Source organism: Flavitalea sp. (genome assembly GCF_035489435.1).
Lineage (GTDB): Bacteria > Bacteroidota > Bacteroidia > Chitinophagales > Chitinophagaceae > DATHKG01.
Window position 1 is genome coordinate 85,870 of sequence record NZ_DATHKG010000023.1, and the last position, 7,107, is coordinate 92,976.

The 7,107-nt window shown below is 45.2% G+C and carries 4 protein-coding genes; all 4 read left to right on the forward strand.

The features are described 5' to 3' along the window. The first annotated feature begins 164 nt into the window (after positions 1-164). The gene (locus VK664_RS04005) at positions 165-1,742 is read left to right on the forward strand and encodes a sodium:solute symporter family protein (RefSeq protein WP_461397320.1); all 1,578 of its coding nucleotides are present in this window, start codon (positions 165-167) and stop codon (positions 1,740-1,742) included. A 348-nt stretch (positions 1,743-2,090) separates the two neighbouring features. Further along, positions 2,091-2,960, forward strand: a complete 870-nt coding sequence (locus VK664_RS04010) for an AraC family transcriptional regulator (protein WP_461397321.1) — start codon at positions 2,091-2,093, stop codon at positions 2,958-2,960. A gap of 65 nt (positions 2,961-3,025) precedes the next feature. Next, positions 3,026-4,363: a DUF3748 domain-containing protein gene (locus VK664_RS04015; RefSeq protein ID WP_461397322.1), complete on the forward strand. Its 1,338-nt coding sequence runs from the start codon at positions 3,026-3,028 to the stop codon at positions 4,361-4,363. 18 nt (positions 4,364-4,381) lie between these two features. Then, positions 4,382-7,107: DUF7619 domain-containing protein (locus VK664_RS04020; protein ID WP_461397323.1), on the forward strand; the 2,726-nt coding region annotated here is incomplete at its 3' end.

Below are 7,107 nucleotides of genomic sequence, written 5' to 3' on the forward strand. Positions count from 1 at the left end.
GGCTTATGTTGCTGACGTTTATATTTTGTAGGCAAAGATTTATACGATATTAACTTGTTCGTGACCCCTTTGGTAAAATTTGCTTTTTTATTGGCTCAAAAGCTATAATAGAATGCAAAGATTTTATAATCGCTCCCCGGATCTTTATAATAGGTTTGTGAATCATGAAGACGTTACCCGTAATTGACCTTGTGGTGATTTTCGCATACTTGTTGGCAATGGTATGGGTAGGTTATTATTTCTCGCGCAAGAATAAAAATGCAGATCAGTTTACGACGGCTTCCGGTCATATACCCGGATGGGCAATCGGGCTTTCCATCTATGCCACTTTTTTAAGCAGCAATACCTTCCTTGGTGTGCCGGGCAAAGCTTTTGGCAGCAACTGGAATGCGTTTATGTTCAGTATCTCCATGCCACTGGCCGCATGGGTGGGTGCGAAATATTTTGTTCCTTTTTACAGGAGCACGGGCGAAGTTTCTGCGTATACCAATCTTGAAAAACGATTCGGCCCCTGGGCAAGAACTTATGCCGTGATTTGTTTCCTGCTGACACAGATCGCGCGGATGGGTTCAATATTTTTTGGTTTGTCCCTTACATTACAAGCATTGACAGGTTTCGACATGAGACTGATCATGATAATAACCGGAATCTGTATTATTCTTTATACGGTGATGGGTGGCATTGAAGCGGTGATATGGACAGAAGTGGTCCAGGGCGTTTTGAAAACCCTGGGTGCCGTGCTGATCCTTTACCTGGTGATATCAAATGTTGATGGAGGTGTTTCAACAATAATCGATGTAGGTCTTGAGAAGAACAAATTCAGCCTGGGTACCATGGATCTTGATTTCACCAAAGCAGGGTTCTGGGTGGTGTTGTTGTATGGCTTCTTCATTAACCTCAATAATTTTGGGATGGACCAGAATTATATACAACGATATCATACGGCTACTTCAGAAAAAGAAGCGGCGAAGTCGGTGTGGTTGTGCGTTTGGATCTATGTACCTGCTTCTTTATTGTTTTTTGTAATCGGCAGTTGTCTATATGCATATTATTCGTTCAATCCTGGATTGCTCGATCCGGTCAAATTGCAGGTTGCGGTTGAGCGGCTCGGTAGCGGGGCTTCGTCCGGCGAGTTGCAGGCTTATGCTTCGCGCCTGGTTCCGGAGGATTATGGCGACAAGGTAATGCCGCATTTTATGGTTACGATGATACCGGCCGGATTGGTTGGGTTGATTGTTTCTGCGATACTTTCGGCCGGTATGAGCACCATCAGTTCCGGCATGAATGCATCAGCCACTGTATTTACTGAAGATATATACAAACGCTACATCCAGAAAGATATCACCGGCAAACGGGAACTAAGGTTGCTGCATGTGGGCACCGTTGCATTCGGACTTCTCGGTATGATTGCCGGTGTGCTGATGATCGGTGTGAAAAGTGTGCTGGATATCTGGTGGCAGCTTTCCGGCATTTTTGCCGGTGGCATGCTTGGCCTGTTCCTTCTCGGCATTATCAGCAGGAAGACGGGTAACAAGGCGGCCCTGGCGGGCACCATTACGGGCTTACTAGTGATTCTGTGGATGACTTTGTCTGCCATAATCCCGGAGCAATACCGCTACCTCCGAAATCCGCTTCATGCGAATATGATAATCGTGGTAGGCACACTTACTATTTTTCTTGCCGGCAGATTGTTTACTGCGGTGTGGCCACGCCGTGATGAGCATCAATCAAGTGAGTTTTGACATTATCAAACTGGTTGGCCACTTTTCCTTGAACCCGAACCTTTATACTTTCTAAACAATTTCTTGTACTATTTTACCATATGCTGAATCAGCCGGCAATTAAGGACCGTTTTTGCTGGAATGCTGTGTAATTAACAGTGAGCGAATAACAAAAAAGATTAAATTGGATTTGAATTCTACTTTTAAATCCTACTACTCTTGCCAATTTAGTATACTGGGTGAGGGTAGGATTGCATAAACGGAAACTATATTTTATACGAATGATTGCTTGCCACACGCTGAGGTGACCCGTGCCATTCACATGCTATTTATGGTGTGTTAAGCGAAGCAACATAAAACCAAATTCGGATGAAACCTCATTTTCACAAAGTGCCGGTTCCTATTCATAACTCCTTTTCAGTTCGGCATGACCGTCAACATCAGTTTGGAAAATTGCTTCACTACCATCCGGAGTTGGAATTGCACTACATGATTAAAGGTGAAGGAATACGCCTGATCGGTGACAACGTTTCACACTTTACGGGCGGAGAAGTGATCCTTCTTGGAGAAAATTTACCGCATGCGTGGAAAGAAAAAGATTCCGATAATGCAGATGACTATGTGGAAGCCATCGTGATTCATTTCTCACCCGGCTGCCTGGGCAGGGACTTTTTTGAATTACCGGAAGCTTACCTCATTCCGCGTGTATTCGAAGCAGCCAGGAAGGGTTTATTAATACAAGGCGAGTCTGCGGAAATGATCAAAAAGTTGATGATTGAAATCACCCAGGCTACGCGGTTCGAGCGGATCTTAAAATTATTGCAGATTCTGCAGATCATCAGCGAAAGCGATGAAACTAAAACGATCGCGTCTGCCCATGCCTTTTATAAAGCCAATGAAAACGAGTCGCTGCGCTTGAATAGTGTGATTGCTCATACCCTTAAGAACTTCAAGAAGGAGATTAACCTGGAGGAGATTTCGGAGGTGGCCAACCTGAGTGTGAATTCGTTTTGCCGCTACTTTAAATCGATGACGAATAAGACTTACCTGGATTTTCTTACCGAGGTGCGGATCAGTCATGCCTGCCGCATGATTATGGAAGATCGTGATGCTATCCCGATCGTTTGTTATGATTGCGGCTTTAATAATGTATCGAATTTTTACCGGCATTTTAAACGCTTCACTGGTTATACACCATTCGAGTACAAGCGTAAGTATAAAGAAAAATGTGTGGCGTGAGTGGCATACGAGGCAGTCATGCTGCATTTCTGTATTGTGCTATATCAATCTTTATCTCTGCTTGCATGAACGACCAACCATACCTACACGAACGCCAGGTTACGCACGACAACAAAGGCCATTGTCTTAACAGCACCCAATGTTTTTCTCCTGATGGGAAGTTGATTGTTTACGATACCCGCAATGTTGATTCCGCACTTGCATCCAATGGCGAGATAAGGGTGGTAAATCCGGGGACAGGAGAAGATAAACTGATTTATCAAACGGAAAATCAAACGAGGTTTGGACCAGGTGTTGGTGCTGTCACGTTCTCACCCGTCGACAACCGGGTATTATTCCTGGCGGGAATCAGGAATGCTGATTCATCGCGGCCTTATAGCATGACCAGGCGAACAGGTTTCGCTGTTGATATCGACTCTCCGTTGCGGGCCATTCGAATGGATGCAAGAGATATATTGGACCCGTTTACACCGGGCGCCTTACGCGGAGGCACACACGCACACACCTGGAGTGGCGATGGCAAGTGGATAAGCTTCACTTATAATGACCATGTGCTTACCGAAGCAGCAAGTAGGGCGTCAAAGACAGATATCATTAACACCCGAACGGTCGGAGTGATGTTTCCACGTCACACTGAAGTTGCCGCCGCTGATGATGTGGAAAATATCAGCGGAAGCATGTTTAGTGTGTTGGTAACGCAGGTAGTGAAAAATCCGACTCCGGGTTCAGATGAAATAGGCCGCGCTTTTGATGAATGCTGGATTGGTAACAACGGTTACCAGTTGCGTGATGGCAGTCGCCAGGAACGCGCGATAGCCTTCCAGGGTGAGTTGATTGATAAGGTGGGAAATAAAAAGGCCGAAATTTTTGTTGCTGACATTCCTGGCGATTTGATATCAAGACCATCGAACGACTTTTTACCTGGAACCGCCACAACCCTGCCTTCGGTGCCAAATGGTGTGAAACAACGCAGAATTAGCTTCACAGGAAAAGGGGTAAGTACCTTGCCGCGGCATTGGCTTCGCAGCACACCGGATGGCTCGATGATAGGCTATCTTGCAGAAGATAATAAAGGCGTAATTCAGCTTTGGACCATTTCTCCTAACGGCGGCAGCCCTGTTCAACGCAGCTTTCTGAATGCGTCCATAACAGGTCCTTTCAACTTTAATGCAACCGGAACTCTTGCGGCCTTTATTGCGGACGGCTCTGTTTATCTAACCCGCTTGTCCGATTCAAAGAGCTACCGGGCCACTCCCAAAAATTCCGATAAAGGCGGGCTAGTCGGTGCAGTGGCGTGGTCTCCAGTCGAAAATAAAATTTCCTACAACCGCTATGTAAAATCCGGTGATGCTGAATACCTACAGATATTTACCGCGGAAATTGATGAGGCCATATTCCGATAGGGCGGAACGGGTAGCGATGTGGCTGTGGGCATACAACCAACTGCTGATGGTGGCTATCTTATCATCGTAAACACGAGCTCCAACGATCTTGACATTCAAAATCCAACTGGCAAAACCCAGGTCTGGCTCACGAAACTTGACGCAGCCGGCAATACTTCCTGGAACAAACTGCTCACGACTCAATATACCAACTTCGCAACCGACTTTGAAAAAACCGAAGACGGTAACTATGTTATTTGCGGAGGCACATCGGATTATGCAGTCTTCGGGAACAATGCTTCCAAAGGAGACGCGTTGCTGATGAAATTCAACGACCAGGGTACCGTTCTGTGGCAACAGCATATTGGTGGCAACGCCGACGATGAAAGATTTCAAAAGATTTCAGTGGACGGGAGCGGCGCCATCTTTGCTGCGGGCTATACCAGATCAACAAATATAAGTTCCCAACAAAACCGTGGCGGGTCAGACGGCTGGATCACTAAGGTTTCGAATGATGGCGATATATTATCAACGAAATTAATCGGCGGATCAGGTGATGACAAGCTAAGCGCAATCGCGGTTTCGGCCTCAGGCGTCGTTACTGCGGGCGGTAGTACCTTATCGTCTGACGGAGACTTGCTTGATAACGTAAATGCCAACACGATCTGGGCAACTAATTACCAGGATGGCTCACATAATTTAAGACATGGCTTTTTCGGACATACTGCTTCGAACCCATCATCGATAGATGATATTGCTGTCGATGCACATTCAAATTTTTATTGTGTTGCAAACTCGAGCCCTGTTAATGTTTTTATGCGCAACCCATTAGGGCTCAAAGATGGCTGGGTATTCAATATCGCCAAAGCCAGCCTGGTGAAAGGTTCTGTTTTTGTCGATATGAACAATAATGGAACAAAAGATGCCAACGAAAAATTCTACAATGGTGGTAAACTGGAAGTCATTAAAACAAATGATCCCTCCCACCCTGAATATTATTCATCCGGCAATGGCAAATTCGAAGCTAATATCGATACCGGGGCATTCACCGTGCGCTTTATCAGCGATCAACCCTATTACACAGTTACGCCATCCGAACGTTCAGTAGTTTTCCCGGTGTTTGATATGACCGATTCTTTTACGGTGCGATTGGTTCCTTCCGGCTTGAAGCACGATCTCGCAGTAAGTATAACTCCACTCAATATCCCACGCCCGGGATTTGATGTAAGTTACGCGATAACCGTTGTGAACAGGGGAACAGCCGTTGCCAACAATCCTGTTATTCAACTGGTGAAAGATCCGCGCGTGACGATCGTAAGCGCCGTACCGGCAATATCTGCTTCTAACCAGGATATCATTTCATGGAACGTTGGTTCGCTGTCGCCACTCGATTCAGTTCATATTCGTTTAAATATGCGCATTGCTGCTCCACCAGCAACAGCGATTGGAGATACACTCGTCTCGGAATTATCTGTGCAGTCTGATGCTGGCGACGAAACGCCCCTGGACAATGTTATTGTTCTATCAGAACTGGTAGCCGGATCTTATGATCCCAACGATAAAACCGAATTCCACGCCGGCCTTTTCCCGGTAAATCAGTTAGCTACCGATAAACTTTTATACCTTATCCGATTCCAGAACACCGGTAATGATACGGCATTCAATATAGTCATCAGGGACACCTTAGATAATGGCATTGATGTATCCGGCTTTCTAATGGGCGGAGCCAGTCACCCTTATCGATACACTATCAAAAATGGCAATCAAATCGAATGGACATTTGATAATATCCGGCTGGTAGATAGTAACCGGAACGAAAAGGCGAGCCATGGCTTCGTTGGATTTTTGGTAAGCCCTAAGTCTTCACTTGTTGTCGGTGATGTGATCACAAACAAAGCAAGTATTTATTTCGACTACAATTTACCGGTTGTAACGAATACAACTTCCACCCAAATCGTTGACCTCCCTGCAGTGCTGCCAAAACCTGTTATCACCGGATTGAAGACAACCTACTGTGGTAACGACCAGGCACAACCGATAAAAATTTTAAATATCTCTGCTACAGCCGGCGCAACCATATCAGTGAAGTTAAACGGAACCCTGTTAATTGTTGACAATAACGGCAATTTCTTAATCGATCCAACGAAACAGCTGAGCGGCAACCAAAACATCGAAATTACTTTTAGCAAGGGTGGCACATTGTCAACCCTTAATGTAAGCTTTATGGTTACAACTCCTGTTAAACCAGTTGTTAAACTAACGTCTAACATTGCAGTAGTTAATAACGGCACAACCGCCTTGCAATTTACAGCCACAGCAATAGCGGGCAGCGGCAACTTACCGGTATATACTTTCTCGACCCATCAAGACTTCTCAGGGATTCTACAGTCCGATAGCCTTTCAAACACATTGAATGTGGCATCACAAATTCTCAGCGAGGGCGACAACTGGATCTACGTTAGGATGAAATCGGGTGAACAGTGCGTTACTTCAGCTACAGCGATCGACAGTATTAAGATTGTACGCAACGCAGTAACCGGCATTGTCGATGTCGATTTTCCAACAACTGCAATCACTGCCTATCCAAATCCATTCAGATCAGATATAACCATAAAGGGATTGCAGCCATCAGCACAGTATACTTTACAACTGATAAATGTTAATGGAAAAGTTATTGATACAAAAGATGTAACAAACTCCGCTTCATTCGCATTTCATAATATTAATGTGAGTAAAGGTCAATATCTGATCAGGGTGTATGATAA

Excerpts from the sequence above, each read along its gene's own strand:
- VK664_RS04010 (WP_461397321.1), top strand. The coding sequence starts at position 2,091 with ATGAAACCTCATTTTCACAAAGTGCCGGTTCCTATTCATAACTCCTTT.
- VK664_RS04005 (WP_461397320.1), top strand. The coding sequence starts at position 165 with ATGAAGACGTTACCCGTAATTGACCTTGTGGTGATTTTCGCATACTTG.
- VK664_RS04015 (WP_461397322.1), top strand. The coding sequence starts at position 3,026 with ATGAACGACCAACCATACCTACACGAACGCCAGGTTACGCACGACAAC.